Here is a 24,373-nt window from a genome sequence, read left to right as displayed (position 1 = left end):
GCGGGTCACTTCAGGACATTCAGGGTGAGCTCCACCGAGCCGAGGAGGAACGCGAGCACTGACGTGCCAAGGCCGGCCACGAGCAGCAGCCCGGGGTGGGCCAGGCCGACCACCACGCGCTTGAGCCGCGGACTGCCGCGCAGGAACTTCTTCGGGACAGTTCCGGATTTCGGCACCTGTCTCCAGCCCCGGAGCCGCCGCAGGAACCAGGCGCACCGGATGATGAAGGCCAGCCACAGCACGGAGACGACCAGCGGGATCCCGGCCAGCAGGAGGTTGAAGCCCACCGCGGTGACTTCGCGCTCGGATTCGCCGACGAGCGACTGCACGGTTGTTGAGATCGAGGCGCTCATGACCACGGAGACGCCCCAGACGAGGAACGCGGCGATCAGGGCGAGGAAGCGGACAAAGAAGTGCCCCAGGACCGAGTCCCGGCGCGGTTTCAGGTACCGGCGCGGGGTGGCGTGCAGCAGGGCGATGCTTGCCAGCAGCGTCGGCAGCGCCGCCATCCCCACCAGCACGTACCAGGACCAGCCGGCGAGGTCCAGGAACTCGTCGGCCACGATCAGTGCCGCCCAAAACCCGGCCCAGGCCCAGCCTGCCGTCAGCGGATGCTCCACGAGCCATGCCGGCAGCCGCGCATCCCGGTCCTGTGCCGGGGCGCGTCCAACCTCACGCGCGGCAGCGGGCGCGGGCGCCGGAGCTGCCGGTGCCGGGTCTCCGCAGACGTCGGGCTCCCCGGCCGCGGGCGTCTGCGGTTCCTGGGTCACGGTGCCCGTGTCACGGTGCCGGCGGCGCCGTCGACCGTGATGGTTTGGCCCGTGGCGATCCGCGACGTCGCATCGGGCACGCCCACTACCGCGGGAATACCGTATTCCCGGGCGACGACGGCGCCGTGGGAGTTGGGGCCGCCCATTTCCATCACGAGGCCGCCGGCCGTCAGGAACAGCGGGGTCCAGCCGGGATCGGTGGACGGCGCCACGAGGATTTCGCCCGGTTCCAGGTGCGCCCCTTGCGGGTCCAGGATCACGCGGGCCCGGGCGCTGACGTTGCCGGCCGAGGCCGGTGTCCCGGAGAGCACCCCCGCCGCGACGCCGGCGCCGGCCGGCCCGGCGTTTTGCACTGCTTCGGGTTCGGTGCCGTCGGAGAGCAGCACCCGGGGAATGTGCCGGCGGCCCAGTTCGGCCTCGTATGCTTCCCGGCGCTCCTGGACGATGCTCTGTAGCGGAGCGCCGCCCAGGCCGGCGTGCGCCTCGGCAAGGTCAAGGAAGAAGATGTCGTCCGCGGTGTCGATTGCCCCGGCGGCGGCGAGTTCGGTTCCGACCGCGGCCAGCTGCTGCCGGACGGCGGCGAGTGCCTCGACGAGGTGGTACTTGGGCAGTTCCCGGAGGCCGGCGAACATCCGGGTCCGCCGCAGCGCGGCACGTGCCAGCGTGCCGTGCAGGCGGCTGCGCCGGGTCGCGGCCGCGACGAGCCGCTCCACCTGGGCGTCCGCTTCCCGCGCCGCCTTGGCGAACTGCCGGTCCGGGGCGAGCGCAGGGTCATCCACGCGCAGATAGTTGGCCAGGACTCCGAAGATGTGGGTCGGGTCATCGGACCAGCGGGGCATGCCGAGATCGATCTCCGCCACGGCCCGGTGGCCGTACCGGCTCAGGAATCCGGACACGCCGGACTGCACGACGCCGGGAAGTTCCCCGGCACGGTAGCGCCGTGCCAGTTCGGGCGGCGCGGTATCCCCGACCACCGCTGCCGAGGCCGGGTGGTTCCGGATGGCGGCGGCCAGTGACCACAGGTCCAGGTCCATTTCGGTGGTCACGTTGTTCGGCAGGCCCCGCAGGACGTCCTGCAGCGCCCCGTTCCCCGGGCTGCCGGCGAGTTTCCCGGCGGCGGCCAGCAGGGCAAACCCCAGGGCAGGCAGCGGCAGGAGGGCCGGGACCACCGGGAAGATGTTGTGCCCGAGGATCCGCTCCACATGCTCCAGGCGCTGCGCCGCAGTTGCGCCGGCGGGCACCGGGAGTGCGGCCCTGAGCTGCTCGCCCACGTGCCCGGCCCGGCGCAGCGCGGCCTCGGGCCGGAACAGGGCGCGGATGAGGGTCTCCGGGACCCTGGCCCGTGCCGCTACCGGGCCGACATGGCGCAGGAGACGCCACGGCGAGGCAATGACGACCGAGAACCCGGGATCGGCAAAGAGCAGGCGCAGGACGGCGGCCGAGCGCGCCTCCATGATGTCGAACACCCGGGGGATGATCGCGCGTCCGGGCTTGCTCCGGACCACGGGGGTGAGATCAAAGAAGATGCGCTGTCCGGCTTCCGCATACGGCGCGGGCCCGTCCCGCGGTGCCGGCACCGGAAAATGCGCGGCCCCCGCCACGGAAGACGCGATCAGCCGGATGCCGGCGAGGCCCATCGGCGTCAGCGGCCGGGTCAGCCCCTGGGCCAGGCTGAAGCACAGGTAGACGCGCGGGCCCGGCCCGGACGGCGGCCTGTCCGGCATCGGATAGAGCGTGGTGATGGGCCGGGATTGTGTCAGCCACACGGCGCCGTCGTGCCCGATCGCCCATTCGAGGTCCTGCGGGGCGCCGAAGTGCACCTCCGCGCGGCGGCCCAGGAGTTCCAGCGCAGCCAGTTGGGCATCGGTCAGGCTTGGCGCGGACGCGGCGCCGGGCTGCGCCACCCGTTCGGTTCCGCCGCCGGGCAGGGAACGGATCATCAGGGCCTTGTCCCCGATTTTCCGCTCCAGGATCTTTCCGGTGGCGCCGTCGAGCACGAAGTGGTCCGGGTTAACGGCGCCGGATACCACGGCCTCGCCCAGCCCCGGGCTGGCGTCGATGACAGCCTCGTGGCGGCGTCCGGTGACCGGGTTGGCCGTGAACAGCACCCCGGCCACGGCGGCATCCACCATGCGCTGGACCACCACGGCGAGGGACACAGTGGACGGACCGATCCCCTGCACCGCCCGGTACGTCACGGCGCGGTCCGTCCAAAGCGAGGCCCAGCATTCCCGGACCGCCGCCAGCACGGCGTCCGCGCCGACCACGTTCAGGAACGTGTCCTGCTGGCCGGCGAAACTGGCAAACGGCAGGTCTTCGGCGGTTGCGGAGGACCGCACGGCGACCGCCGCGTCCGGGCCGAGCGCCGCGTAGGCCGCCCGCACGGCCGCGTCGATGCCGGCGGGGACGTCGGCCTCGAGTACCAGCGCACGGGCTTCCGCCGCGAGCGTAGCCAGCGCGGCCAGGTCGTCGGGGGCGGTCGCGGCGAGGGCCCGGTGGACGTCGGACAGCGCCGGACTGGCTGTGGCGTCCAGATAGGCCCGGGTGGTCAGGCAGAACCCGGCCGGCACCGGCAGGCCCGCCCGCGCCAGGCCGCCCAGGTTGGCCGCTTTGCCGCCGACCTCGGGCAGCATGTCCGGGCCCAGTCTCTCCAGGGCCAGGACCGCCCCGACAAGTGCCGCCCCTTGCTCCATCAGCGGACCGTCCTTCCGACGTCGAGCCCCGAGCCTCAGTACGATGTCGGAACGTTAGGAGTCGCCGAGCATGGGGCCGAAGCTGGCCCGGTCCGCCAGCCGGGGGTCGTCGCGGTCCGGCACCACCATGACGGGTCCTTTGGCGTGGTGCAGGACGCCGTCGGACGTGGAGCCCAGCAGCATGCCGGTGAAGCCGCCGCGGCCGCGGGTGCCCACCACCACGAGTTCCACGTGCCGGCTGGCCTCAACGAGGATGTCGACCGGAGAGCCGTCCACGAGCTGCGTCTCGACCTGAAGGCCCGGGAAGTGGCTCCGCAGCCAGGCCACACCGGCGTCGAGCTGGACCTTGATATCGGCGAAGAGGGCGTCCCGGTCCATCGGGGTGGGGACCCACGCCAGCGAGCCGGTGTACTGCGGCACTGCGCACACCAGCCGCAGCCGGGCGGAGAGCCGCTCGGCCTGGGCCGCGGCCTCCAGCACCGCGACGCGGGCCTGCTCGGAGCCGTCAACGCCGGCCACCACGACATTCTCGACCGGCTGGTGCCCGGACTTCGCCCGCTCGGCCAGGACGTGTTTGTCGTCCGTGGTCTCGCCCAAGCGGTCCGCGCAGATCAGCGGGACGGTGACCGTGGGGCATTTCGCATGCGCCGGAAGGGCGCTGCTGACGGAACCGAGGAGGCGGCCGACAAAGCCGCCCCTCCCGCGGCTTCCGAAGACCAGCAGCTCGGCGGTCTCGCTCAGTTCCAGCAGCACGCCGGAGGCGTCGCCGTTTTCAACGGAGGCGTCGACGTCGATGTTGTAGCCGGCCACCTTGTCCAGGGCGTTCTTGAGAATGGCTTCGGCGCCCTCGCGGATCACCGAGTCATCCACCGTCGCGTAGCCGCCGTCGAGCCCGGACGCGGCGAAAATCGGCACCGAGTAGGCGGTCACGATGTGCAGGGGACGGCGACGGCGTTCGGCCTCCCGCGCCGCCCAGACGAGGGCGCAGTGGCTGTGGTCCGAGCCGTCGACGCCGACCACGACGCCGCGCGGAGGCGGCACGTCGCCGCCGGTCTCCCATGCCGGGTCCGGATGCACCTGTTCACGGCCCATGGGGTCCGCCTCCTCGCCATTCTTGCCTGATGTTCCGGCTATTCTGCCAGAAGTACCGGCGCCCGGCGTTCACCGGCGAGGCGACCCGGAAACCGGGCGCAGGAACCCCTGTTTTTCCCCACTATTCTCGGTTGTCCGCGAACATACAAGACGACGCCGGGGACGCCGCAGAAGGCTCCCGGCGGAAGGATTTACGCAGAGTTAACACGCTGTTTGAGGACCCGGTTTTCCGGGCATTCGGGCCGGGTCCGGCCTGATGCGATGCGGGGAATCCGCGGAAATCCGGGACTTCAGCGAATGTCCTACCTCCTCTATCCACGGACGGGATTCTTAGGTATTCTTCGAGGCGTTGCTGAACCGAGACTGGTATTTCAGAACGCAGCCGCGGGGGTGGCTGCCGCGAAACCAGGCCGAGGTCAGCGTCCGGGGTTTCACCCCGGACTGGCGCCATTTCGAGGAGGAACCCTGCAGTGTCGAGCATGCCTTTGTACGGCGGGATTGAGCGGACCACGGCCGTAGTCATCGGGACCGGGCTCTCCGGCCTTGCCGTGGCCAGCGAGCTCCAGCGCCGCGGCGTGTCGTCCATCATCGTGGACGGCCTGGACCTCCTGGGAGCCGGCCAGCCGGCCAACACTTCCTCGCTCCAGCGCTGCGACGCGGCGGATGCCGCCAGCCTGAAGGAGCGCAACGAAATCCTGCGGCATCTGCGCAACTACGCCGCCAGCCACAAACTCGACATCCGGAACAACACCCGCGCCCTTCAGCTGGACCTCCGGGACGCGGGCACCGACGGCTCCCGCGCCGGGCAGTGGGCCGTCCAGACCCCGGGCGGCGTCCTGCTGGCCGATCACCTGGTCCTGACCCGCTGCGCCCACAGCCAGCTGCGCCGCATGCTCTCGCAGCTGGGCATGGCGGCCGGGCAAAACCTCATGGCGGCCATGCACGCCCTCGGCATGTACCTGGTGGGGGTCGGAGAGCTCATCACGCCCACGCCCAAGGAAGTGCTCCGCCAGGCCAAGGTGGTGGGGCAGGCCATCTCCGCCAAGGTGTACCCGGATGGCCTCCCGGCTCTGCTGCCCGGCGGCTTCGCCCTGGCTCCAGCCTAGGTGTCGCCGCGGTCGCTCTTGTCGCTGCTGTCAGGCCCAGGGGTGAGGCGGCGCTTGGCCATCAAACCCAGGGCCACCAGGATGCCGACGGCCACGGCAACGAAGATCATGACGCTCCAGGGAATCGACGGTGTCTCCTCCGGCGCCGGCGCAGGCGCTTGGGTGGTGCCCGGCTGGGCGGTGCCGGCCGTGGGGACCGCGGGAGCCGCCGTCGCGCCCCCCGTCGAACCCGCCGTGGCGGTGAAGGTGAACGTGCCCTCGATCGGGTGGCCGTCGGAACTGGCCACCCGCCACTGCACCGTGTACAGGCCCGCGGGGGCGCCGGCCTTCAGCTTCTGTGCCGCGACGTTGTCCACGATCTCCACCGGACCGTCCGCCCAGTTGGTACCCGCGGCGTCGTTGACCAGGATCTGCGAACCCAGGGCCAGCGGATTGTGGTCGAAGGTGACCGAGACCTTCTCCGGCGGCGTCGCGACCGTTGCCCCGGCGGCCGGGCTGGTGGATTCGGCGGTATCGTGCGCGGACGCCGGACCCACGGCTCCGAGCAGGACGGCCGCGAGGACGAAGGCGCCCATCAGGGCACTCAAAAACTGACGGGTCAGGCGCATGGGCAGGCTACTCCTAGTGTTGTCTTCCTTACAGACTAGGCGAAAACGGGGGGTCGGCCGCAGGGCGCCCCATAGGATTTAGGCAACACCCATGACCGTCCGGAGGACTAAGGACTAATGCTCAAGCAGGGCTCTGCACTCGACCGGTACTTCAAGATATCCGAACGGGGGTCGAACTTCTCGCGCGAGATCCGCGGCGGGTTCGCCACGTTCTTCGCCATGAGCTACATCGTGGTGCTCAATCCCCTGATCCTCTCCGGACCCGATTCGACCGGCACGACGCTCGGCTTCGCCGCCGTCGCCGCGGTCACCGCCTTCGTCGCCGGCATCCTCACCATCCTCATGGGCGCGTGGGCCAAGCACCCCTTCGCCCTGGCCACCGGGCTCGGCGTCAACGCGTTCGTCGCCGTCACCGTCGCCACGAACCCGGGGCTGTCCTGGCCGGACATGATGGGCCTGGTGATGCTCTCGGGCATCACCATGCTGATCCTGGTCCTCACCGGTTTCCGGACGGCCGTGTTCAAGGCCGTCCCTGAGGGCCTCAAGACCGCGATCGTGGTCGGCATCGGCCTCTTCATCGCCCTGATCGGCCTCGTCAACGCCGGCTTCGTGCGCCGCATCCCGGACGTCGCCGGCACCACCGTTCCCGTGGGCCTGGGCTTCGACGGCAAGCTGCTGGGCTGGCCCACGTTCGTGTTCGTCTTCGGCCTGATCCTGACCATCGCCCTCGTGGTCCGCAAGGTCAAGGGCGCGATCCTGATCGGCATCGTGGCCTCGACCATCCTGTCCGTGATCCTGGAATCCACCCTGCACATCGGCCCCAGCTTCGACGGCAAGACCCACAACCCGCAGGGCTGGTCCCTGGTCGCACCCAAGTTCTCCGAGTGGGCCGCCCCCGACCTGTCCCTGATCGGCAAGGCCAACCCGTTCGGCGCCTTCGAGCACCTCGGCTTTGTCGCCGCCACCCTCCTGGCCTTCGTGATCCTGCTCAGCATCTTCTTCGACGCCATGGGCACCATGGTCGGCCTGGCCACCGAGGCCGGGACCATCGACAAGGACGGCAACATCCCCAACGTTGACCGGGTGCTGCAGGTGGACGCCCTGGGCGCGATCATCGGCGGCGGCGCGTCCGTGTCCTCGAACCAGATCTACGTCGAGTCCGGCGCGGGCATCGGCGAAGGCGCCCGCACCGGCCTGGCTTCGATCGTCACCGGCCTGCTGTTCCTCGTGGCCATGTTCTTCACCCCGCTGATCAACCTTGTCCCGTTCGAGGCCGTGGCCCCGGCACTGGTGATCGTCGGTTTCATGATGGTCTCGCAGGTCGGCAAGATCGACTGGCAGGACTGGGGCATCGCGATCCCGGCCTTCCTGACCTTCACCCTCATGCCGTTCACGTACTCGATCGCCAACGGCCTGGGCGCCGGTTTCATCAGCTTCGTGCTGATCCGCCTGTTCCAGGGCCGCGCCCGCGAGGTGCACCCGCTCATGTGGGTGGTGGCGGCCGCGTTCACGCTGTTCTTCGCCATCGGCCCGATCGAAGCGGCCCTCGGCATCCACTAGGGTTTCCGGGATTTCGGACAGCACGACGGCGGAGCGGCTGGTTTTCGGGGGCCGGCTGCGGTGAGCTAGGACCATGGAATCTCCTGCTCTGACCGTTGATGTCCCGCCGCAGCCCTGGACCGGGAGGTTCGACGGCGAAGGCGCCGAACACCGGCGCTGGTGGCAGGCGGTGACCCCCTACGCCCCGCCCGCCGGCCGGGCCGCGTCCCTCTCCGGCGCCCGGCCCGCCGTCATCCTCGGCTTCGGCAGCGATGAAGGCGTGCGCCGCAACAAGGGCCGGGTCGGGGCCGCTGCCGCGCCCGCCGCCATCCGGGCCGCCCTGGGGCCGCTCGCCTACCATCTTGACCGGGACGTGCACGACGCCGGCGACGTCACCGTGCGCGACGATTCCCTCGAGGCCGGACAGGAACGCGCCGGGCACGCCATCTCCCGGATCATCGACGCCGGGCAGCTTCCGGTGGTCCTGGGCGGCGGCCACGAAACGGCGTTCGCCAGCTACCTCGGCGTCGCCGGCTCGGCAGCCGTGCGCGACGGGCTGAAGGTGGGCGTGCTGAACCTCGACGCCCACTTCGACCTCCGCGACGAACCGGTGCCCAGCTCCGGGACGCCGTTCCTGCAGATGGCCCGCGCCGAAGCGGCCGCCGGCCGCGAACTGAGCTACGCCGTCGTCGGGATCTCCGAACCGAACAACACCCCCACGCTCTTCCGGACCGCGGAGAAGCTCGGCGTGGACTACCTGCTGGACGAGGACTGCTCCGCGGAGGCCGCGCAGGAGTTCGTGGCGGCGTTCCTGGCCCGGGTGGACGCGCTGTACCTGACGATCGACCTCGACGTCCTGCCGGCGTCTGTGGCCCCCGGCGTGAGCGCCCCGGCCGCGTACGGGGTGCCGCTGCCGGTGATCAGCGCCGTGTGCCGGCAGGTGGCCGCGAGCGGCAAGCTCCTGCACCTGGATGTGGCCGAGCTCAACCCGGAGTTCGACATCGACGCCCGCACCGCCAGGGTCGCCGCCCGGCTGGTCAACACACTGCTGGGGTAGGCGCCGAACAACTCACCCAACGCAAAAGTCCCCCTCCTTCTCCGGTTCCGCCTGATGCGGGCCGGGGAAAGAGGGGGACTTTTTATTGCGTGCTATGCGCGGCGTACCTGCACGCCGTCGGACTGAAGGAAAAGCTGCGTCTCGGACGGCCCTCCCGGGACCAGCCAAAGCACATTGCCGCTCAGTGAGACTTCTTCGACCTCACCGGCCGCAATGACCTGTGCGTGCTTGACGATCTCGACCCGTTCGCCGACCCGGAGGCCGCTCCAGTCCGAAACCGTCGCTGCCGTTGCAAGGCGCCTGGACAGAACCGTGCCGCGTGCTTTCATTGAACTTCTACCCCTTTGTATGTGTTCTTTGCCACAACGTCGTTGGTGTGGACTTTCCATTTGTACTACAGTTCCCGGGCCCCCGACGTGCGTGTCGTCAAAGATTTCGGGGGCGCCGGGAATTGTTCAGCTGCGGTGCATTTTGTTTCCTGTCAGGCGAGATTTCCGACAGCGGATTCGGCCGCCGCCTTGACCCCGCCCGCCGCCACCAGGGCGTCCGCGGCTTCGAGCTCCGGCGAGAGGAACCTGTCCGTGCCGGGGCCGTCCACCACTTCGCGCAGCGCGGCGATCACGGCCGCACCTGCGGGACCCGGGGTCAGCTCGCCGCCGGAGGCCTGGGTGCGGATGTCCAGCGCCCGGGCCGAGGTCACGAGCTCGACGGCCAGGACGCGGCGCAGGTTCTCCACCGCGCGGCGCAGCTTGCGGGCCGCGTGCCAGCCCATCGACACGTGGTCCTCCTGCATGGCGGAGCTCGGGATCGAGTCCACCGACGCCGGCACGGCCAGCCGTTTGTTGTCCGAGACCAGGCCGGCCTGGGTGTACTGGGCGATCATCAGGCCCGAATCAACGCCCGGGTCCGAGGCCAGGAAGGCGGGCAGCCCGTGCGAGCGGGCCGGGTCCAGCATCCTGTCCGTGCGGCGCTCGGCGATGGAGCTCAGGTCCGCGACGGCGATGGCCAGGAAGTCCAGCACGTAGGCCACCGGGGCGCCGTGGAAGTTGCCGTTGGAGCTCACCCGGCCGTCCGGCAGCACCACCGGGTTGTCGATCGCGGCGGCGAGCTCGCGGGAGGCCACCAGGGCGGCGTGGTCCACGGTGTCGCGGACGGCGCCGGCCACCTGGGGTGCGCAGCGCAGCGAATAGGCGTCCTGGACCTTGGTGTCGTTGACCCGGTGCGAGGCCACGATCGGGGAGTTGGCGAGGACCCGGAGCATGTTGTCCGCGGAGGCGGCCTGGCCCGGGTGCGGCCGCAGTGCGGCGTGCAGCTCGGGCAGGAACACCTGGTCGGTGCCGAGCAACGCCTCGACGCTGAGCGCGGCGGTGATGTCCGCCGTCGTCAGCAGCTGGCGGATGTCCGCGATGGCCATCAGCAGCATGCCCAGCATGCCTTCGGTGCCGTTGACGAGGGCCAGGCCTTCCTTCTCGGCCAGGGTGACGGGTTCAATGCCGTGCGCCGCGAGGAGCTCGGCGACGGGGCGGCCGCCCTTGGCGCCGTAGAGCTCGCCATCGGGTCCGGTGGCTTCGCCTTCGCCCATGAGCACGAGGGCGCAGTGGGACAGCGGCGCGAGGTCGCCGGAGCAGCCCAGCGAACCGAATTCGCGCACCACCGGGGTGATGCCTGCGTTGAGCACGTCCACCATGGTCTGCAGGACCACGGGGCGGACGCCGGTGCGGCCGGAGGCGAGGGTCTTGGCGCGCAGGAACATGATGCCGCGGATCACTTCGCGTTCCACGGCCGGGCCCATGCCGGCGGCGTGGCTGCGGATCAGCGACTTCTGCAGCTGGGTGCGCAGCTCGTTCGGGATGTGCCGGTTGGCCAGGGCGCCGAAGCCGGTGGAGATGCCGTAGGCCGGGACCTCGCTGTGCGCGAGGTCATCGATGTGGGCGCGGACCTTGGCGACCGTGTCGAGGGCTTCCTGGGCGATGGTCACCTTGGCGTCGTGGCGGGCGACGGCGACGACGTCCTCGGGCGTGACGCCGCTGGAGCCGAGGGTGACGGTCAGCGGTTCGTGGGTGGTGAGAGTCATGGTGAAGTCCTACTTGCTTTCGTTCATGGGGATGCGGACGCCGCGTTCCTTGGCGACCTCGAGGGCGCGGTCGTAGCCGGCGTCGGCGTGGCGGATGACGCCCATGCCGGGGTCGTTGGTGAGCAGGCGCTCAAGCTTCTGGGCCGCGAGCTCGGTGCCGTCGGCCACGGAGACCTGGCCGGTGTGGATGGAGCGGCCGATGCCCACGCCGCCGCCGTGGTGGATGGAGACCCAGGTGGCGCCGGAAGAGGCGGCGGTCAGGGCGTTGAGCAGCGGCCAGTCGGCGATCGCGTCGGAGCCGTCCTTCATGGCTTCGGTTTCGCGGTACGGGGATGCGACGGAGCCGGAGTCGAGGTGGTCGCGGCCGATGACGATCGGGGCCTTGACCTTGCCTTCCTTGACGAGCTGGTTGAACAGCAGGCCGGCCTTGGCGCGTTCGCCGTAGCCGAGCCAGCAGATGCGGGCCGGCAGCCCTTCGAATTCGACGCGCTCCTGCGCTGCGTCGATCCACTTGTGCAGGTGCTTGTTCTCGGGGAACAGCTCCTTGATGGCCTTGTCCGTGACCGCGATGTCCTCGGGATCACCGGAAAGGGCCACCCAGCGGAACGGGCCGAGGCCCTCGCAGAACAGCGGGCGGATGTAGGCCGGGACGAAGCCGGGGAATTCGAAGGCGCGCTCGTAGCCGCCCTTGCGTGCCTCGTCGCGGATGGAGTTGCCGTAGTCGAAGACCTCGGCGCCGGCGTCCTGGAACTCGACCATGGCCTGGACGTGCTTGGCCATGGAGGCCTGGGCCTTCTTGGTGAAGCCTTCCGGGTCCGCGGCGGCCTCGCGGTGCCATTCCTCGACCGTGATGCCCTCGGGCAGGTAGCTCAGGGGATCGTGCGCGGAGGTCTGGTCCGTGACGATGTCCACGGTGAGTTCGCCGGCGTTGTGGCGGCGAAGGATCTCCGGGAAGACCGTGGCGGCGTTGCCGACGTAGCCTACGGACCAGCCGCGGCGCTCTTCCTTGGCCTTGAGGACCTTGGCGATTGCGGCGTCGAGGTCGGTCTCGACCTCGTCGAGGTAGCGCTTGCCGGCGCGGCGGCGCAGGCGGGTCTCGTCCACGTCGACAATCAGGCAGGCGCCGTCGTTGAGGGTGACGGCGAGCGGCTGGGCCCCGCCCATGCCGCCGCAGCCGCCGGTTAGGGTCAGGGTGCCGGCGAGGGTGCCGTTCTCGTCGCCGGTGAGCTTGCGGGCGATGGCGGCGAAGGTCTCGAAGGTGCCCTGCAGGATGCCCTGGGTGCCGATGTAGATCCAGGACCCGGCGGTCATCTGGCCGTACATCGTCAGGCCCTCGGCCTCGAGCCGGCGGAATTCCGGCCAGGTGGCCCAGTCGCCGACGAGGTTCGAGTTGGCCAGCAGGACGCGGGGGGCCCATTCGTTGGTGCGGAAGACGCCCACGGGCTTGCCGGACTGGACCAGCAAGGTCTCGTCCTTCTCCATCGTTTCCAGGGTGCGGGTGATGGCGTCGAACGCGGACCAGGACCGGACGGCACGGCCGGTGCCGCCGTAGACCACGAGGTCATCGGGCCGCTCGGCGACCTCGGGGTCGAGGTTGTTCATGAGCATGCGCAGCGGGGCTTCCGTCTGCCAGCTCTTGGCGGTGAGCTCGGTGCCGCGGGCTGCTTTGACCGGGCGGGCACCGGTGGTGAAATCGGCGGGTGCCATGAGGGGCTCCTTCTTGCTTGGGGTGTTTGTGGGGAAAGAAGTTCTGTATCTACTAAAGCCTGTCGGCGGCCGGGTCAACAGGGGCTTCGGACGGGTGCTGTCCGGGATTCCAGACACCCCCGGCGCCCCCTTGTCCGACGCCGTCCGGCCGCCGTTTCCCGCCACCGGCGGGGACCGGGGGTCAGGCCGAGGGGCGGCCGTGGATGCGGACCGAGAGGTCGTCCGCGACCTTCTGCACGCGCGCGGCCAGGGCCGGCCACTGGTCCGCGGGCAACTTGTCCTCCAGGAACGTGACGGCGACGGCGGCCGTGGGCCACCCGACGTGGTCGGTCACGGCGGCCGCGATCGAGCCGAAACCGGGCGTCACCTCGCCGTGCTCGGTGGCGTAGCCGCGCTGCCGGACCTGGTCCAGGTGCGAGGACAGCGCGGAGTACTTCATGATGGGCGACTCGGTTTCATGCCGGGATGTGAACGCGGCTGCATTCGGATACAGCGCCCGCACCTGGGACTTCGGCAGGGCGGCCAGAATCGCGCGGCCGCTCGCGGTGAGGTGGCTGGGCAGCCGGACTCCGACGTCGGTCACGAGGGACGGCCGGTTCTTGGCCCGCTCCTCCACGATGTAGAGCACGTCGCGGCCGTGCAGGACCGCCAGGTGCGCGCTCTCGCCGATCACGTCCACGAGCGCAGCGAGCATGGGCCGGCCCAGCCGCGAGAGCGGCTCCTGCCGGGAGTAGGCCGAACTGAGCTCGAAGGCGCTGATCCCCAGGCCGTACCGCTGCTCCTCGTGCAGGTGCAGCACAAAGCCATTGGCCTCCATCACGCCGAGCAGGTGGTAGACGCTCGAGCGCGGCAGGCCCAGCGCGGTGGCAATGTTCGACGCCGCCATCGGCCCGCGCCGGGAGGCCAGCAGTTTGAGGATGCGCAGGGTATTTTCCGCCGCCGGCACTTTCGACGCCACCTTGGTGCCGGCGGTTTTGCGGGCAGGTGCGGGCGCAGTCTTGGGCACGGCCGCGGGCCCAGTTGCGGACGCCGAGGTGTCGGCGGTCGCGGCCGGCAGGTGGTTCACGGTGGAGCTGGTGGCTGGCATGGATCCTCTTCGAAAAAGCAGGCGGTGTCCGGTATCCCGTACTTAAGCATGCGCCCGGCCGGACCCCTCCGCCAGACCGTCGGGTGCACCCTCTGTCTGGAATGCCGGACAATTCCCCTGTCCCCGGCCGCGCCGTGGAAGGACTACGATCTGGAACATGAAGCAGACGTGGGAGCCATCCCAGGACGGCGTCCTGGTCCTTCCGTCCGGCCGGACCATCCGCGGCCGCGGTCTGCACTACCCCGTCCCCGACGGCCCGCTTCCCGAGTTCGGCCTCTACCTGCTGGGCAAACAGCCGCCCCGCGTCGACTGGGAGTCCCGCTGGCTGCGCTGGCCCGACCTGCGGCTTCCCGTGGACCAGCCGGACGCGCTCGATGCCTTCCGCGAGGCCTGGCGCCGGTCCGAAACCGAACGGGTGGAGGTGGCCTGCTGGCGCGGCATCGGCCGGACCGGCACGGCACTGGCCTGCATCGCCATCCTGGACGGCGTTCCGCCCCGCCAGGCGGTCGCGTACGTCCGCCGCCTGTACCACCGGCGGACAGTGGAAACTCCGTGGCAGCGGCTGTACGTCGCCCGCTTCCGGGCCCCCGCCCGGCCGGACGGCCAGCCCGGACCGGCCGCCTGAGCCGCCGAATAGTCTGAAATGAAAGACACCAAGCTCCCGTGAGACTCATCACAGGGGCGCCGGACATGGTCTGCTGGATAGCGATCCCCCTCCCAATGACGAGAAGGTATTCGCATGCAACAAGCCAAAACAGCCACGAGGCCGGCGCCCGCCGAGCCCGGCAGCGGCAGTGCCGCCACCGCCGTCGGCGCAGCCGTCGATTCCGTACTCAGCCGGGGACTGAACGTACGCCACATCCGCTTCATGGCACTGGGGTCGGCGATCGGCACGGGGCTCTTCTACGGCTCCGCCTCCGCGATCCAGAAGGCCGGGCCCGCCGTCCTGTTCGCCTACATGATCGGCGGCGCCGCCGTGTTCATGGTGATGCGTGCCCTGGGCGAAATGGCGGTGCGGCACCCGGTGTCGGGCTCGTTCGGCCAGTATGCGAGCCGCTACCTGGGCCCGCTGGCCGGCTTCGTGACCGGCTGGACCTATGTCTTCGAGATGGCCATCGTAGCGATCGCCGACGTCACGGCCTTCAGCATCTACATGGGTTTCTGGTTCCCCGGGGTGGAGCGCTGGGTCTGGGTCCTGGCCATTATCTTCTTCCTCGCCGCCCTGAACCTGCTGAGCGTCAAGGTCTTCGGCGAGCTCGAATTCTGGTTCTCCCTGGTCAAGGTGGCGGCCATCATCGCCATGATCGCCGGCGGTGCCGCGATCATCGTTTTCGGCTTCCAGACCGGCGGCGCCACCGTGGCACCCGGGGTGGGCAATCTCGTAGATCACGGGGGCCTGTTCCCCAACGGGTTTGAAGGGCTCCTGGCCTCGTTCGCGGTGGTCATGTTCGCTTTCGGCGGGGTGGAGACCCTCGGCATCACCGCAGGTGAGGCCGCCGATCCCAAAAAGGTCATCCCCAAGGCCGTCAACACCGTTCCCGTCCGCGTCCTGCTGTTCTACGTGCTGACCCTGGGCGTGCTGATGAGCCTGTTCCCGTGGGACGAGATCGGCAGCAACGGCAGCCCGTTCGTGCAGATCTTCAGCAGCCTGGGCATTCCCGCCGCGCCGCACATCCTCAACGCCGTGGTGATCACGGCGGCGCTCTCGGCCGTCAACAGCGACATCTTCGGCGCGGGCCGGATCCTCTTCGGCCTGGCCCGGCAGGGCCACGCCCCGGCCAGCTTCGGTAAAGTCTCCCGCCATGGGGTGCCGTGGATGACCGTGGTGATGATGACGGGCATCCTGCTGGTGGGCGTGGTCCTGAACGCCGTCATCCCGGAGGACGTGTTCCTGATCATCGCCTCGATCGCGACCTTCGCCACCGTGTGGGTCTGGGCAATGATTCTGGCCTCCCATGTGGCGATGAAGCGCGAGATCGCGCGCAAGGGACTGCCGGCCTCGGAGTTCCCGTCCCCGTGGTGGCCCGCCGCCTCCGTGCTGACCATCGCCTTCATGGCCCTGGTGATCGTGATCCTGGGCGCCTTCGAGGACACCCGCGTGGCACTGTACGTGGGCGCCGTCTGGCTCGGCCTGCTGGTGGTGGCCTACCGGCTATGGGTCCGCGGGCACGGCCGCGCCCGGGCGGAGCTCACCGATGAAACGGCCCAGCTGCCGCAGGTGCCCGCCGGCCGCTGAACCCTGCCCTGAAACCCTGCCGCCCCGCTGAAGTTCCTGCCGCTCCGGAGCCCTCCCCGGGGCGGCCCTGCGGGGTTAAGATCAGGCATGGTTCCCACCACCAACCTCCTGGCCTTTGCCCTTGCCGCGCTCGTGCTCATCGCCGTCCCGGGGCCCAGCGTCCTGTTCGTGATCGGACGGACCCTGGCCTTGGGCCGCAAGGGCGGACTGCTGAGCGTGCTGGGCAATGCCGCCGGCGAGGCGGTGCAGATCGCCGCGGTGGCCCTGGGCGTCGGGGTGGTCCTGGCCCAGTCCCTCGTGCTGTTCAGCGTGGTGAAGTTCGCCGGCGCCGCCTACCTCGTCTACCTCGGGATCCAGGCGATCCGTCACCGCGGCGGCCGGACGACGGCGGCCGGCCCCTCGGACCCGGCCTCGACTGCCCGGGTGCTCCGGGAGGGATTCATTGTGGGGGCCACGAATCCGAAGTCGATCGTGTTCTTCGTGGCCGTGCTCCCGCAGTTTGTGGACTATCCCGCCGGCGCGATCCCGGTCCAGCTCGGCATCCTGGGCGCGGCCTTCCTGCTGATCGCGCTGGCGTCCGACAGCGCCTGGGCGTTGGCGGCGGGCACGGCCCGGCACTGGTTTGCCCGTTCACCCCGGCGGATCGCCGCACTCAGCACCACCGGCGGCGTCATGATGATCGGCCTCGGCGGCACGCTGGCCCTGACGGGCGCGAAGAACCAGTGAACGGCTCTCGCAGCACAACGCGGGGTCAGACAGCGCCCATAAATGCCCTGCGGATGGGCGCTGCCTGACCCCGCGTTGGTGTTTGGCGGCGGGTTCCGGTCAGCGGGCCGACCAGCCGCCGTCCATCGTGTAGCTGGCGCCGGTGACCATACCGGCGTCGTCGGAGGCCAGCCACGCCACCAGGGACGCGACTTCCTCGGGCTCCACCAGCCGCTTGACCGCGGATTCGGTCAGCATGATCTTGGCGAGGACCTCCGACTCTTCAATGCCGTGCACCTTGGCCTGGTCCGCGATCTGCGACTCGACCAGGGGTGTGCGGACGTAGCCGGGGTTGATGCAGTTGGAGGTGACGCCGTGGGCGCCGCCCTCGAGCGCGGTGACCTTGCTCAGGCCCTCCAAGCCGTGCTTGGCCGAGACGTAGGCACTCTTGAACGGCGAGGCCCGAATCCCGTGGACGGACGACAGGTTGATGATCCGGCCGAAGTTGTTGGCGTACATATGCGGCAGCGCGGCCCGGATCAGCAGGAACGGCGCCTCGAGCATGAGCGTGATAAGGCGGCGGAAATCGTCCAGAGCGAACTCCTCGATGGGGCTGATGCGCTGGATGCCGGCGTTGTTCACCAGGATGTCGCAGTCCAGGCTGAGCGTCTGGAGGGAGTCGACGTCGAGCAGGTTGACGGCCCACGAGGTGCCGCCGATCTCGTCGGCGAGGGCCGCGGCGGCGGACTCGTCCACGTCCGCGATGACCACTTTGGCCCCGCGGGCGGCCAGGGCGCGGGCGCTGGCCGCGCCGATCCCGCTGGCACCGCCGGTAACCAGTGCCTTGCGTCCGTTCAGCGTGTTTTCCATGTCTCGGCCTTCCATTGAAGTTTCAGGTGAGGCGGCCGGCTCCAGCGTGGCTGGAGCCGGCCCAAACTCAGGCTGCCCTGCTTCCGGGAGCAGGGCTCAAGCAGCTCAGCGTGCGGCTGCTGCAGCCAGGCCTTCGCGTTCGGCGTCGGCCCGGTCCACGTCTTCCAGGGCAATGCCCTTGGTTTCCTTCAGGCTCAGCACCGCCACAGTGGTGACGGCACAGGCGACCACGAGGTAGATTGCGGTCGGCAGCCAGGAGCCGGTGTCCTTGAGCCACGCGGTCGCCAAGAGCGGCGCCAGCGAACCGGCAAAGATCGAGGTGACCTGCGAGCCCAGCGAAACGCCGGCGTACCGCATCCGGGTGGGGAACAGCTCCGACATCAGGGCCGGCTGGCCGGCATACATGAAGCCGTGCAGGCACAGGCCGATCGTGACGGCCAAGACGATGATCACCGGGCTCTTGGTGTCGAACATCGGGAAGGCGAAGAACGGCCACGTGGCGCCGCTGATGGCGCCGACCAGGTAGACCGGCTTGCGGCCCCAGCTGTCCACGAGGCGGCCGATCTGCGGGATGATCAGGAAGTGAACCAGATGGGCGATCAGCAGGGCGAGCAGCAACGACGAAGTGTCGTACTTGTGGACGCTCTTGAGGTAAACGATTGAGAAGCTCACCACGAGGTAGTACATGATGTTTTCGGCGAACCGCAGCCCCATGGCCTGCAGAATGCCCTTGGGGTACTTGCGGACGACTTCGCGCACGCCGTAGCTGACAGCCTGCTCGGCTTCCATCTGCGCTTTCGCCTCGAGGAAGATCGGGGCCTCGGAGACGTGGGTTCGGATGTAGTAGCCGACGAACACGATCACGGCCGAGAGCCAGAACGCCACACGCCAGCCCCAGCCGAGGAAGTCGGCCGCGCTGAGGGCGTTGGACATGATGAACAGGACCAGGGTGGCCAGCAGGTTGCCCACCGGAACGGCGGCCTGGGGCCAGCTGGACCAGAACCCGCGAGACTTGTTGGGGCTGTGCTCGGCGACCAGCAGCACGGCGCCGCCCCATTCGCCGCCCAGCGCGAAGCCCTGGATGAAGCGCAGGATGACCAGCAGTGCCGGCGCCAGGTAGCCGATCGACGCGAAGCCCGGGAGGCAGCCCATCAGGAAGGTGGAGACACCAATGATGATGATGGTCAGCTGCAGCGTGGGCTTGCGGCCCAGCTTGTCGCCGATCTGGCCGAAGACCACTCCGCCGAGCGGGCGGGCCACAAAGCCAACGGCGTAGGTCAGGAACGCCTGGATGATGCCGTCCAGGTCGTTGCCGGTGGCGGGGAAGAAGTACTTGCCGAACACCAAGGTGGCGGCGGTGGCGTAGAGGAAGAATTCGTACCATTCGACGACGGTTCCCACCATCGATGCTGCGACGATCTTCTTGAGCCCGGAACCCTTGGATGCGGGTACGGCGGGCGATGTTGCAGAGCGTTCGTTTACGCTCATCTGGTTCTCCTTAGTGTCCACGGTGACACGCGCTGTGACGCACAGCACTGAAATGGCTCCATTGAGTATTGCCGCACAAAGTCGGCGTTTCAATGGCCAAACCGGCACCAAGTGTGTGCAAAATTGCAGATATGAATGCCAATCCCGACGACCTTCTGGTCCTGCTCGCCGTCTCCCGTTCGGGGAAATTTACGACGGCGGCCCAGGCCCTCGGGCTGAACCACACCACTGTCTCGCGGCGGATCGCCGCCCTGGAGAAGGCGCTGGGCGGCCGGGTCCTCTCGCGCGCGGCGGGCGGCTGGGAGCTCACCGACCTTGGCGCCGAGGCCGTGCGGGTGGCGGAACAGGTGGAAGGCGCCGTGCGCACCCTGGACCAGCCCGGGCACACGCCGGACCCCATCACCGGAGTGGTCCGGATGACCGCCACTGACGGGTTCAGCGCCTACATCGCCGCGCCGGCCGTGGCCCGGCTCCGCCGCGACCACCCCGGCCTGAGCGTGGAGATCATCACCGTGACGCGGCGGGCACTGCAGCAGCGTTCGGGACTGGACATCGAGGTGGTGGTCGGCGAGCCGCAGGTGCACCGGGCCGAGGCGGCTCAGCTGGGCGAATACATGCTGGGCATGTACGCCTCCCGCAGCTATCTGGACGAGTACGGGACCCCGGCCAGCGTGGAGGAACTCACGGCGCATTCCCTCGTGTATTTCGTCGATTCGATGCTGCAAGTGGACGATCTGGACGCCCCGCGGCGGCTGGTGCCGGCGATGCGGGACGGACTGAGTTCCACCAATGTCTTTGTCCACGTGGAGGCAACCCGCGCCGGCGCCGGTATCGGCTTCCTGCCCTGCTTCACGGCGGACCGGCATCCGGACCTCGTCCGGCTACTGCCCGAGGACTTCGCCGAGCTGCTCCCCTACTGGATGGTGCTGCGGCCGGATTCGATGCGCCGGCCTGCTGTCGCGGCCCTGGTGCAAGCCCTGCGCGAAGAGACCGCGGCGCACCGCGATGCCCTTCTGGGCCGCGGCTACGCCCCGCCCGGCCGGACTTCGTAGGGCAGGACCTCATGTGACCGCATCGATTGCTCCGTAACGGCCGTTTTGGGGCGCCAAAAGGGCAGTTACGGAGCAGTCGACGGGGTTGGGAGGTCCGGGTTGGGGAGGTCCGGGGTCTTCAGTTCCGGCCGCTTCGGGTCGTGGCGGACGGCGGCGCCGGCCGCGAAGGCCCGCACCTTCCCGTCGTTCCAGATATGGGCGGGGACCGCCCCGCCCAGGAGGCGGCGCGCGAGTCCGGGATCGTCGTCGAACGGGCTGTCGCTGCCGGCGATGATCATGTTGCCGTAGCGCCGGCCCTTGAGCATGGCCGGGTCCGCGATGATCACGGTGTGCGCAAACGCGTCCGCGATGGTGGCGGCGTCTTCGCGGGCATTCCTGAGGTCCGGAGCATCACCGGAGTTGACCACGTAGACCCCGCCCGGCGCGAGGACACGCCGGGCATGGTCTGCGAACTCCCGCGTGGTGAGCGGCCGCGGGGTCAGGGAGCCGGCGAAGACGTCGCGGATGATCAGATCCCGGGTCTGCGGGGTCAGGCTCTCGGTGACTTCGCGGGCCTCCCCCACCCGCAGGCGCAGCAGCGGGGCCTTGGGCAGGTCAAACCAGCCGCGTACATACTCGGCCAGCTTGCCGTCGAGCTCGACCACAACCTGCCGGGCGTCCGGGTACGCGGCGTGGAAGTAGCGGGCCAGCGAGCATGCCCCGCCGCCAAGGTGCAGGGCGCGCAGCTTCGGCTTTAATTCGCGCGGCCAGCGCGACTCGACCAGGGCGGCGATCCAGCGCATGTACTCGAAGTCGAGGAACAAGGGGTCGTCGAGGTCGATGTGCGAGCTCATGACGCCGTTGATGCGCAGCAGCCAGCCGGCGGAGTTGTCCTGGTCGGGGATCAGTTCGCAGTCGCCGGTGTCGATGTAGTACACCCCGGCCACAGGACCGGCCGGGCGGGAACCCTTGGAGAGCTCCACCACCCCTGGCGCGTCGGCTTTGGTTGCTGCTGCACCGCCCCCTGCAGTGCGGCCCCTGCCCCGCTTCGCCATCAGATCTCCCCCGCATTCTCCATGTTTCAACCCTAGTTCACCGGCCGAATAACCCATGCCCGCACCAAATTCAATAAGCAAGTGTGCTTACTATTTATTAGTAATCATGCTTAGTATTTAACTCCAGCAATGCTGGCGTCTGATCAGCAGCAGATCTTCTTGGAAAGAGAGCGAAGATGACAGAGCACGAGTGGCCCCAGGATGGAAGCTACGGCAGCCCGGCCGCTGCCCGGCAGGCTCCCCTCCGCCAGGAATCGACGTTTCCTCCCGATGCAGGCGGGGAAATCTACAGCGCGACCCCGTCGCAGGCGCCGATAACGGGCGCCCCGGCGACCGGGCTGCAGCCGCCGACAACAAACGGCTCAACGGCCGACACCGCCAAAGACGAGGCAGCAGCGGTCTCCCGGCAGGCGGGGGACTCCGCCCACACCGTGGCCGAGACCGCCAAGGCCGAAGCCACCCACGTGGTCGCCGAGGCCAAGGCAAACGCCCGGGACCTCCTGCACCAGGCACAATCCGACCTCACTGAACAGGCCGGCGTGCAGCAGCAGAAGGTGGCCGAGGGCCTGCGCTCCGTCTCGGCCGAACTGCACTCCATGGCCGCGGCCTCCGAGCAGCCCGGGGTCGCCACCGACCTCGTGCGACAGGCGGCTGAGCGGTCCTCCGCCGTAGCCACATGGCTTGACGGCCGGGATCCGGGTTCGCTCCTGAGCGAGGTGAAGTCCTTCGCCCGGCAGAAGCCCGGGACCTTCCTCCTGCTCGCTGCGGGAGCGGGCATCCTGGCCGGCCGGCTCAGCCGCAGCCTCAGCGCAGGAGCCCCCGAACCGGGCGCCGCGACGGCCACCCCCGGCGCCCCGGCCGGTGCTCCGCCGACCGCCGGGATGCCGTCGGCGCCGATCAGCCGGGTGCCGGACACCGGGAATGCGGTTCCGCCGCCACCGGTGCAGATGCCGGCTCCGGAAACGACGACGGCGGGCTTCGCGGACACATATCCGCCCAATCCCCTGCGTGAAGACCCCTACGACGGCGGCCCCCGATGAGCGAAATCCCTCCGACCACCGCTCAAGCGAAGGCTGAAACGTCCTCCCTCGGCGACCTCCTGGGCGAGGTCACCCGGGACATGTCCACCCTGATGCGGCAGGAGGTCGAGCTTGCCAAGGTCGAACTGAAGCAGTCGGCCGCCCGGGCCGGCAAGGGCAGCGGAATGCTTGCCGGAGCAGGTGTCGCGGGCAACTTCGCGCTCCTGTTCCTGTCCCTGGCGCTCTGGTGGGCGCTCGGCACCCTGATGGGACTGGGCTGGTCCGGCGTCGTCGTCGCCCTGATCTGGGGCATCACTGCCGCCGTCCTGGCCTCGATCGGCCGCAGGGAACTCAAAGCGGTCAAGGGCCTGCCCCAGACCGCCGCGACCCTTCAGGAAATCCCGCCCACGCTCAAGCCCACCCCCTAGACCCAGCGAGGAAATACGATGAGTGAAAACCCGGATGTCATCCGAGCAGATATCGAAGCAACCCGCGCGCGGCTCGGCACCAATGTGGACGCCGTGGCGGACAAGGTCACCCCATCGCACGTCGTCCAGCGGCAAACTGACAGAATCAAAGAAAACGTCAAGGACGCCGTCTTTGGCGCGAAAGAGAAGGTCATGGGGGCAGCGGACCACGCCACGGGCAGCGCCGGCGCGCACGTTGGTGACGCCGGCTCTGCGATCGGGCATGCGCCCGCTGAGGTGAAGGCCAGGACGCAGGGCAACCCGCTCGCGGCAGGCCTCATCGCTTTTGGGGCCGGATTGCTGGTCTCCTCCCTGTTCCCGGCCAGTGAGAAGGAACGCGAAGCCGCGGACGCACTGAAGACTGCGGCCGAACCGCTTACGACGGAGCTGACAGAGGCGGCGAAGCACGTGGCCGAGGGCCTCAAGGAACCCGCCCAGGCGGCAGTGGAACAGGTCAAGGCCACGGCTGCAGACGCTACCGAGCACGTCAAGGCGGAGGGTCAGGACGCCGTTGCGGACGTCAAGGACCGCACCCTCGAAGCCAGGGACAACGTCCGGCAGGTGTAGTCCCGCTTGAAGCCGGCCGGCCGTCCTGCGCAGTCGCGTTTGGGCGGCCGGCCGGTGCGCTTAACCCGACGAAGGAAGAAATCCCATGTCCCAAAACCCGGCCCAGACAGAAAACGACATGAAGAACGACGCCGAGACACCGGAGAGCAGCACCGCCAAAGCCCGGATGGCGCCCGCTCCGGACGATTCCCGGAAGCCGGACAGCCCTGCCGACGTCACGAAACCGTCCTGGAAATACATTGCAAAGAAGACCCTGAGGGAGTTCACCAAGGACCAGTGCCCCGACCTCGCCGCGGCCCTGACCTATTACTCGGTCCTCTCAATTTTCCCGGCGCTGTTGGCTCTCGTATCCCTGCTGGGCATTTTTGGCCAAGCCCAGAAGACCACCTCCGCGCTTCTGGAGATCGTCCAAGGCTTCGCGCCGGCTGAAACAGTGGACGCCGTCCGCCAGCCGATCGAGCAGCTCAGCCACTCCTCGGCAGCCGGCCTCACGCTGGTGATCGGCATCCTCACCGCCCTCTGGTCCGCTTCAGGGTATGTCGGTGCGTTTGGCCGGGCCATGAACAGGATCTACGAAACCGACGAGGGCCGGCCGTTTATCAAGCTGCGGGGCACGATGCTCGCAGTCACCCTGGCTACCATGCTGATCGTCCTCGTGCTGGCTGCCATGCTCGTCCTGAGCGGGCCAGTCGCCGAGTCGGTCGGCAATGCGATCGGCCTGGGCGGGGCCGTCCTGACGGCGTGGAATATTCTCAAGTGGCCCGTGATCCTGCTCCTCGTCGTGCTCGCGATCGCCATCCTCTACTACGCCACCCCCAACGTGAAGCAGCCCAAGTTCCGCTGGATGAGCCTGGGTTCCGCAATCGCCCTGGTCATCTTCCTGCTGGCTTCCGCGGCCTTTGCGTTCTATGTGGCCAACTTCGCCAGCTACAACAAGACGTACGGCGCCATTGGCGGTGTCATCATCTCGCTGCTGTGGCTGTGGATCCTGAACATGTCGCTGCTGTTCGGTGCGGAGTTCGACGCCGAGACAGAGCGCGGACGCCAGCTGCAGGCCGGAATTGAGGCCGAAGAGACCATCCAGCTGCCGCCCCGCGACACCAAACAGAGCGACAAGCAACAGGCCCGGGAGGAAGAGGACATCCGGCGCGGACGCGAACTGCGGGAGCAGCAGGCCGCCCCGCGGGACCAAAGCCCCTAGC

22 protein-coding genes are annotated in these 24,373 nt (G+C 69.1%); 11 read left to right on the top strand and 11 right to left on the bottom strand.

Annotation, left to right across the window (positions count from 1 at the left end):
- Positions 1-5: 5 nt before the first annotated feature.
- From CFN17_RS08610 to CFN17_RS08600, 3 genes are read right to left on the bottom strand one after another with little or no spacing between them, the layout of a single operon-like run.
- A complete protein-coding gene (locus CFN17_RS08610) occupies positions 6-770 on the bottom strand; it encodes a hypothetical protein (protein ID WP_261792419.1) in 765 nt (254 codons plus the stop codon).
- Positions 767-3,463, bottom strand: a complete 2,697-nt coding sequence (locus CFN17_RS08605; protein WP_208750993.1) for a PEP/pyruvate-binding domain-containing protein — start codon at positions 3,461-3,463, stop codon at positions 767-769. Before CFN17_RS08605 ends, CFN17_RS08610 begins: the two co-directional genes overlap by 4 nt.
- Positions 3,464-3,517: 54 nt before the next feature.
- Positions 3,518-4,555 (bottom strand): universal stress protein, encoded by a 1,038-nt coding sequence (locus CFN17_RS08600; RefSeq protein ID WP_208750992.1) that lies wholly within the window; start codon positions 4,553-4,555, stop codon positions 3,518-3,520.
- 479 nt (positions 4,556-5,034) lie between these two features.
- Here CFN17_RS08600 and CFN17_RS08595 point away from each other — a divergent pair, with 479 nt between their 5' ends.
- The gene (locus CFN17_RS08595) at positions 5,035-5,661 is read left to right on the top strand and encodes an FAD-binding protein (RefSeq protein ID WP_208751405.1); all 627 of its coding nucleotides are present in this window, start codon (positions 5,035-5,037) and stop codon (positions 5,659-5,661) included.
- Here the strand turns inward: CFN17_RS08595 and CFN17_RS08590 are convergent.
- A complete protein-coding gene (locus CFN17_RS08590) occupies positions 5,658-6,269 on the bottom strand; it encodes a copper resistance CopC family protein (RefSeq protein ID WP_208750991.1) in 612 nt (203 codons plus the stop codon). The genes CFN17_RS08595 and CFN17_RS08590 overlap by 4 nt on opposite strands.
- Positions 6,270-6,386: 117 nt before the next feature.
- On the opposite strand from CFN17_RS08590, the gene CFN17_RS08585 reads away from it, so the two are divergent.
- Both CFN17_RS08585 and hutG read left to right on the top strand, forming a co-directional pair.
- On the top strand, positions 6,387-7,829 hold the full coding sequence (locus tag CFN17_RS08585) for an NCS2 family permease (protein ID WP_208750990.1): 1,443 nt from the start codon (positions 6,387-6,389) through the stop codon (positions 7,827-7,829).
- A 73-nt stretch (positions 7,830-7,902) separates the two neighbouring features.
- Positions 7,903-8,865: a formimidoylglutamase gene (hutG, locus tag CFN17_RS08580; RefSeq protein ID WP_208750989.1), complete on the top strand. Its 963-nt coding sequence runs from the start codon at positions 7,903-7,905 to the stop codon at positions 8,863-8,865.
- Between the two features lie 92 nt (positions 8,866-8,957).
- On the opposite strand, the gene CFN17_RS08575 is transcribed toward hutG, so the two are convergent.
- The 4 genes from CFN17_RS08575 to CFN17_RS08560 all read right to left on the bottom strand — a co-directional run bounded on the left by CFN17_RS08575 (position 8,958) and on the right by CFN17_RS08560 (position 13,733).
- A complete protein-coding gene (locus tag CFN17_RS08575; protein WP_208750988.1) occupies positions 8,958-9,194 on the bottom strand; it encodes a hypothetical protein in 237 nt (78 codons plus the stop codon).
- Positions 9,195-9,346: 152 nt separating this feature from the next.
- Entirely contained in the window at positions 9,347-10,939 is a 1,593-nt protein-coding gene (gene hutH / locus CFN17_RS08570; RefSeq protein WP_208750987.1) for a histidine ammonia-lyase, read from the bottom strand.
- 9 nt (positions 10,940-10,948) lie between these two features.
- Positions 10,949-12,646 (bottom strand): urocanate hydratase, encoded by a 1,698-nt coding sequence (locus CFN17_RS08565; protein ID WP_208750986.1) that lies wholly within the window; start codon positions 12,644-12,646, stop codon positions 10,949-10,951.
- Between the two features lie 181 nt (positions 12,647-12,827).
- Positions 12,828-13,733 (bottom strand): IclR family transcriptional regulator, encoded by a 906-nt coding sequence (locus tag CFN17_RS08560; protein WP_261792418.1) that lies wholly within the window; start codon positions 13,731-13,733, stop codon positions 12,828-12,830.
- 157 nt (positions 13,734-13,890) lie between these two features.
- Here CFN17_RS08560 and CFN17_RS08555 point away from each other — a divergent pair, with 157 nt between their 5' ends.
- From CFN17_RS08555 to CFN17_RS08545, 3 genes are all read left to right on the top strand, one after another.
- Positions 13,891-14,358, top strand: a complete 468-nt coding sequence (locus CFN17_RS08555; protein ID WP_208750985.1) for a protein-tyrosine phosphatase family protein — start codon at positions 13,891-13,893, stop codon at positions 14,356-14,358.
- Positions 14,359-14,472: 114 nt separating this feature from the next.
- A complete protein-coding gene (locus CFN17_RS08550) occupies positions 14,473-15,969 on the top strand; it encodes an amino acid permease (protein ID WP_208750984.1) in 1,497 nt (498 codons plus the stop codon).
- A gap of 87 nt (positions 15,970-16,056) precedes the next feature.
- A complete protein-coding gene (locus CFN17_RS08545) occupies positions 16,057-16,695 on the top strand; it encodes a LysE family translocator (protein WP_208750983.1) in 639 nt (212 codons plus the stop codon).
- A 99-nt stretch (positions 16,696-16,794) separates the two neighbouring features.
- Here CFN17_RS08545 and CFN17_RS08540 read toward each other — a convergent pair whose 3' ends face one another.
- Together CFN17_RS08540 and CFN17_RS08535 are read right to left on the bottom strand one after the other, a co-directional pair.
- A complete protein-coding gene (locus CFN17_RS08540; protein WP_208750982.1) occupies positions 16,795-17,544 on the bottom strand; it encodes a 3-hydroxybutyrate dehydrogenase in 750 nt (249 codons plus the stop codon).
- A 105-nt stretch (positions 17,545-17,649) separates the two neighbouring features.
- Positions 17,650-19,032, bottom strand: coding sequence for an MFS transporter (locus CFN17_RS08535; RefSeq protein ID WP_208750981.1), 1,383 nt, complete (start codon positions 19,030-19,032; stop codon positions 17,650-17,652).
- Positions 19,033-19,163: 131 nt separating this feature from the next.
- Here CFN17_RS08535 and CFN17_RS08530 point away from each other — a divergent pair, with 131 nt between their 5' ends.
- Entirely contained in the window at positions 19,164-20,084 is a 921-nt protein-coding gene (locus CFN17_RS08530) for a LysR family transcriptional regulator (protein WP_208750980.1), read from the top strand.
- A 65-nt stretch (positions 20,085-20,149) separates the two neighbouring features.
- Here the strand turns inward: CFN17_RS08530 and CFN17_RS08525 are convergent, their stop codons facing one another.
- Positions 20,150-21,118, bottom strand: a complete 969-nt coding sequence (locus CFN17_RS08525; protein WP_208750979.1) for a spermidine synthase — start codon at positions 21,116-21,118, stop codon at positions 20,150-20,152.
- Positions 21,119-21,294: 176 nt separating this feature from the next.
- Between CFN17_RS08525 and CFN17_RS08520 the strand changes: the two genes are divergently transcribed.
- The 4 genes from CFN17_RS08520 to CFN17_RS08505 all read left to right on the top strand — a co-directional run bounded on the left by CFN17_RS08520 (position 21,295) and on the right by CFN17_RS08505 (position 24,372).
- Positions 21,295-22,158, top strand: coding sequence for a hypothetical protein (locus tag CFN17_RS08520; RefSeq protein WP_208750978.1), 864 nt, complete (start codon positions 21,295-21,297; stop codon positions 22,156-22,158).
- Positions 22,155-22,565 carry a phage holin family protein gene (locus CFN17_RS08515; protein WP_208750977.1) on the top strand — a complete coding sequence of 137 codons (411 nt, stop codon included), beginning with the start codon at positions 22,155-22,157 and terminating at the stop codon, positions 22,563-22,565. Before CFN17_RS08520 ends, CFN17_RS08515 begins: the two co-directional genes overlap by 4 nt.
- Before the next feature lie 18 nt (positions 22,566-22,583).
- Positions 22,584-23,171 carry a DUF3618 domain-containing protein gene (locus tag CFN17_RS08510; protein ID WP_208750976.1) on the top strand — a complete coding sequence of 196 codons (588 nt, stop codon included), beginning with the start codon at positions 22,584-22,586 and terminating at the stop codon, positions 23,169-23,171.
- An 85-nt stretch (positions 23,172-23,256) separates the two neighbouring features.
- Complete coding sequence (locus CFN17_RS08505; RefSeq protein WP_208750975.1) at positions 23,257-24,372, top strand: YihY/virulence factor BrkB family protein; 1,116 nt, start codon at positions 23,257-23,259, stop codon at positions 24,370-24,372.
- The last annotated feature ends 1 nt before the right edge of the window (position 24,373 follow it).

This window comes from Arthrobacter sp. PM3, assembly GCF_003352915.1.
Taxonomy (GTDB): Bacteria; Actinomycetota; Actinomycetes; order Actinomycetales; family Micrococcaceae; genus Arthrobacter.
This window is presented reverse-complemented; position numbering and strand designations above follow the sequence as displayed.

Coding starts and splice junctions, on each gene's coding strand:
- CFN17_RS08605 (WP_208750993.1), bottom strand. CDS start 3,463: ATGGAGCAAGGGGCGGCACTTGTCGGGGCGGTCCTGGCCCTGGAGAGA.
- CFN17_RS08600 (WP_208750992.1), bottom strand. CDS start 4,555: ATGGGCCGTGAACAGGTGCATCCGGACCCGGCATGGGAGACCGGCGGC.
- CFN17_RS08595 (WP_208751405.1), top strand. CDS start 5,035: ATGCCTTTGTACGGCGGGATTGAGCGGACCACGGCCGTAGTCATCGGG.
- CFN17_RS08590 (WP_208750991.1), bottom strand. CDS start 6,269: ATGCGCCTGACCCGTCAGTTTTTGAGTGCCCTGATGGGCGCCTTCGTC.
- CFN17_RS08585 (WP_208750990.1), top strand. CDS start 6,387: ATGCTCAAGCAGGGCTCTGCACTCGACCGGTACTTCAAGATATCCGAA.
- hutG (WP_208750989.1), top strand. CDS start 7,903: ATGGAATCTCCTGCTCTGACCGTTGATGTCCCGCCGCAGCCCTGGACC.
- CFN17_RS08575 (WP_208750988.1), bottom strand. CDS start 9,194: ATGAAAGCACGCGGCACGGTTCTGTCCAGGCGCCTTGCAACGGCAGCG.
- hutH (WP_208750987.1), bottom strand. CDS start 10,939: ATGACTCTCACCACCCACGAACCGCTGACCGTCACCCTCGGCTCCAGC.
- CFN17_RS08565 (WP_208750986.1), bottom strand. CDS start 12,646: ATGGCACCCGCCGATTTCACCACCGGTGCCCGCCCGGTCAAAGCAGCC.
- CFN17_RS08560 (WP_261792418.1), bottom strand. CDS start 13,733: ATGCCAGCCACCAGCTCCACCGTGAACCACCTGCCGGCCGCGACCGCC.
- CFN17_RS08555 (WP_208750985.1), top strand. CDS start 13,891: ATGAAGCAGACGTGGGAGCCATCCCAGGACGGCGTCCTGGTCCTTCCG.
- CFN17_RS08550 (WP_208750984.1), top strand. CDS start 14,473: ATGCAACAAGCCAAAACAGCCACGAGGCCGGCGCCCGCCGAGCCCGGC.
- CFN17_RS08545 (WP_208750983.1), top strand. CDS start 16,057: ATGGTTCCCACCACCAACCTCCTGGCCTTTGCCCTTGCCGCGCTCGTG.
- CFN17_RS08540 (WP_208750982.1), bottom strand. CDS start 17,544: ATGGAAAACACGCTGAACGGACGCAAGGCACTGGTTACCGGCGGTGCC.
- CFN17_RS08535 (WP_208750981.1), bottom strand. CDS start 19,032: ATGAGCGTAAACGAACGCTCTGCAACATCGCCCGCCGTACCCGCATCC.
- CFN17_RS08530 (WP_208750980.1), top strand. CDS start 19,164: ATGAATGCCAATCCCGACGACCTTCTGGTCCTGCTCGCCGTCTCCCGT.
- CFN17_RS08525 (WP_208750979.1), bottom strand. CDS start 21,118: ATGGCGAAGCGGGGCAGGGGCCGCACTGCAGGGGGCGGTGCAGCAGCA.
- CFN17_RS08520 (WP_208750978.1), top strand. CDS start 21,295: ATGACAGAGCACGAGTGGCCCCAGGATGGAAGCTACGGCAGCCCGGCC.
- CFN17_RS08515 (WP_208750977.1), top strand. CDS start 22,155: ATGAGCGAAATCCCTCCGACCACCGCTCAAGCGAAGGCTGAAACGTCC.
- CFN17_RS08510 (WP_208750976.1), top strand. CDS start 22,584: ATGAGTGAAAACCCGGATGTCATCCGAGCAGATATCGAAGCAACCCGC.
- CFN17_RS08505 (WP_208750975.1), top strand. CDS start 23,257: ATGTCCCAAAACCCGGCCCAGACAGAAAACGACATGAAGAACGACGCC.